The sequence below is a fragment of the Streptomyces albidochromogenes genome (assembly GCF_005981925.1).
Lineage (GTDB): Bacteria > Actinomycetota > Actinomycetes > Streptomycetales > Streptomycetaceae > Streptomyces > Streptomyces albidochromogenes.
Genome location: NZ_VBVX01000499.1, coordinates 1 through 2947, shown reverse-complemented (window position 1 = coordinate 2947; position 2947 = coordinate 1). Strand labels below are relative to the sequence as shown.

Genomic DNA, 2947 nt, shown 5'->3' with positions numbered 1-2947 from the left:
GTGTATAAGAGACAGCGGCAGGCCGCCCCCCGCCACCGCAGCCCCACGTCGGTGCCCCAGCGCTCCGCCGGCCAGAGCCGGCCGCCGACGTAGCGCCGGGGCACCCGGGGGACAGCCGCTCAGCGGCCGTGACTGCGGACCGCCGAGCTGAACGCGGTCATGCAGGACGGGCAGTAGCGTTCCGCCGCCGCCTCGATCTGGGCGAGCAGCGCCGCCGGGGAGACCTGCGCCAGGAAGCGCCCGCACAGGGCGCTGGGGGCCACATCCTTGCGGATGACGTGCCAGATCAGTTCGCCTCTGCCGACTGTCGACTCGGCGCGCATCTCGTACATCGGCGTGCCCTTCTTCACTCACGGCGAGCGGGACCGGCCCGCTCGCTGTCTCCATGAGAAGCGGTCGCGTCTGAAGGGGCGAATCGGCGTAGGCCACCCGGACGAAAAGCAGAAAAGGGAGGTTTACGGCCTGCCCGCGGGCCCGGCGGGACGAGCAAGGGCGGCGCGCACCCGTCGGGCCGCCTCCCGCTCCCGGCCCGCCGGCGCCTCCCGACGGCTCCGGTCAGACGACCGGCTCGCCGATGCCCAGCAGGTTCCCCTCGCTGTCACGGAACCAGGCGGCGCGTTCCCCCCGGGCGCCCTTGCTCCGGTAGTTCCCGTCGATCTCGGCGATCCCGTCCTTCGTCCGGAGACCGGGTACGTCGACCTCTTCGAACACCACACCCCGCCGACCGAGTTCCGCCACGACGGACTCGATGTCGTCGACCTGCCATCCCATCTGCGTGAACGTGCCGGGCGAGGCCCCCGTCGACGCGAACAGCGCGAACTCCGTGCCGCCGCACCGGTACAGCAGCCCGCCGGGTCGCTCGTCGACGGGCTCGAGCCCGAGCCGTTCGGCGTAGAAACGCCGTGCCCGGTCCAGGTCCTGCGCCGGCAGCCTGGTCGCCACGCGTCCCCTGGCCAGGATGTTCGGGTCGTCTGTATTCATGCCCCCACTGTGCCGTCACCGTGGATCGAGGTACGGGCGACGGGCGCTCCGGACGAAGTGAGACCACCCCTGCGCCCCCCTCTCTTCACCCCGGTGGGGGACTGACGGAACATCACGATCAGGCGTGTGTGAGGCTGGCACGGACTCGTACCCGCGGTGACCGATGACGCCGCGTCGAAACTGGGGGAAAGATGCGTGCAGGGGTGTATCTCGCACACCCACGACAAGGAAGCTTCAACCACGCGGTGTTCGACGCCGTGGTGGAGGAGCTGCGACGACGGGGATCCGACGTACTGGCGCACGACCTCTGCGCCGAAGGGTTCGTACCGCTGCTGTCCGCCGACGAGACGGGAACGGTCGAGGAGGCGGCTCGCGCCCACGAGGCCCAGGTGGCGATGCACCGGAAGGAGGTCGCCACCCTGGACGCCATGGTGTTCGTCCACCCGAACTGGTGGGGCATGCCACCCGCCGTCCTCACGGGCTGGATCCAGCGCGTACTCGCGCCCGGCGTCGCCTACAAGCTGGGCACCGCCGCGGGCGAACCCGCCGGCCTCCTGAAGGCGGGAAGGGCGCTGGTGCTGAACACCTCCGACACCCCCGCCGACCGCGAGGAGCGCGAGTTCGGCGACCCGTTGCAGAGCATCTGGTCGGCGTGCGTCCTGCCGTACGTCGGTGTCCGCGATGTCCGCCGCGTCGTCTTCCGCACCGTCACCGACTCGACCGAGGAGGAACGCGCGGCCTGGCTGGACCACGCACGCCTGCATGCGGCCGCGCTCCTGGCGTGACACGCGGTGCCCGCGGCCGGGCGCACGCGCGGGGGTACGGGGGGCTTCCCCGGGCTTCGAGCAGGCGCAGGCCGGCCGCGCCGTACGCCGCCCCGCGCTCCGTGCGGCGCCCATGGCCCCGGGCGCCGCACGGAGCACGTCTTCAGGACGGTCGCTGATGTCACACGTTTGCCAGGTGTGATCACACGGATGCCGGTGATCAGAGAAGCGTGAGCGCCGCTGCCCCGGACGGCGCCTGACGCGGGAGATTCCATGTCCGACACCGGCTCCACCGCCCCACCGCCCTGCCGCGAACTCACGTGGAGCACCACGACGCGCCAGCTCACGGGCGTCTGTCCGCTCTCGCTCGCCACGATCTTCCGCTACCGGCCGCAAGAACCCTTCACCGCCCGGATCGACTTCTGTCTCCCGCAGGCTCCGACGGTGACCTGGTACCTGGACCGCGACATGCTCATGGCGGGTACGCAGTCCCCGACCGGAATCGGTGACGTCCGCATCGGCCCCGCGCCCAGCCCCCACCACGCCGACCTCGTACTCCTCCACCTGGGCACCCCCGAGGAGAACGCCACGGTGAGCATCGACCGCGAGCCGCTGATCCACTGGCTGCACACGACGTACGCGCGGGTCCCGGCCGGGAGCGAGAGCGAGCACCTCGACTGGCAGCCGTTCCACGACGCCCTGGCCGGCTGATCACGGCGCGGCGCGACGGGGCAGCGGCCCGCGACCCAGCGGGTGGTACGCGGCAGGCCGGTTCGCGGGGGCCGCGCGCCCGCGAACCGGCCGGCGGAGCTGCCCCTTGACGCCGCACTGCTGCCCACCGGGCCACGCGGTGGCGGCGACCCGGCCCGGCAGCGTCGTACCCCACCGCTCGCCGGCAGCGCGCGCGGCAAGATCACCGTTACCGTTCGCACCGGTTCGTCGTTCTTGAAGCGCGGTACTGCCCGCAGGGCGTCCTCCTCTCGCGCGCTGAGCCGAAGAGCGCCCCGGACTCGTGTGGACATGGGGTGCTTCTCGTGAGCGGCTGGGTCACTGTTGGTCTCGGAGCCGCGGCCCTGTGCCCTCTGCCCGGCCTCTCCGTCACGGCCGTCGTCGCCGACCACGTGTCCGTGGCCGTGCGCGTCGTGATGTGCGTCCCCGGGGCGTCGCCCGAGTCCCGCCCCGCACGGCCCGCCGCCGCACCC

At 72.3% G+C, this 2947-nt stretch carries 4 protein-coding genes; 2 read left to right on the top strand and 2 right to left on the bottom strand.

Going from position 1 to position 2947, the window contains the following annotated elements:
- Positions 1-119: 119 nt before the first annotated feature.
- The gene (locus E2E34_RS33080) at positions 120-332 is read right to left on the bottom strand and encodes a hypothetical protein (protein ID WP_138905528.1); all 213 of its coding nucleotides are present in this window, start codon (positions 330-332) and stop codon (positions 120-122) included.
- A 223-nt stretch (positions 333-555) separates the two neighbouring features.
- Complete coding sequence (locus E2E34_RS33075; RefSeq protein ID WP_138905527.1) at positions 556-981, bottom strand: VOC family protein; 426 nt, start codon at positions 979-981, stop codon at positions 556-558.
- A gap of 191 nt (positions 982-1172) precedes the next feature.
- On the opposite strand from E2E34_RS33075, the gene E2E34_RS33070 reads away from it, so the two are divergent.
- The gene (locus tag E2E34_RS33070) at positions 1173-1766 is read left to right on the top strand and encodes an NAD(P)H-dependent oxidoreductase (protein WP_138905526.1); all 594 of its coding nucleotides are present in this window, start codon (positions 1173-1175) and stop codon (positions 1764-1766) included.
- Between the two features lie 252 nt (positions 1767-2018).
- Entirely contained in the window at positions 2019-2456 is a 438-nt protein-coding gene (locus tag E2E34_RS33065) for an SsgA family sporulation/cell division regulator (RefSeq protein ID WP_138905525.1), read from the top strand.
- Positions 2457-2947: the final 491 nt, after the last annotated feature.

Coding starts and splice junctions, on each gene's coding strand:
- E2E34_RS33075 (WP_138905527.1), bottom strand. CDS start 981: ATGAATACAGACGACCCGAACATCCTGGCCAGGGGACGCGTGGCGACC.
- E2E34_RS33065 (WP_138905525.1), top strand. CDS start 2,019: ATGTCCGACACCGGCTCCACCGCCCCACCGCCCTGCCGCGAACTCACG.
- E2E34_RS33070 (WP_138905526.1), top strand. CDS start 1,173: ATGCGTGCAGGGGTGTATCTCGCACACCCACGACAAGGAAGCTTCAAC.
- E2E34_RS33080 (WP_138905528.1), bottom strand. CDS start 332: ATGTACGAGATGCGCGCCGAGTCGACAGTCGGCAGAGGCGAACTGATC.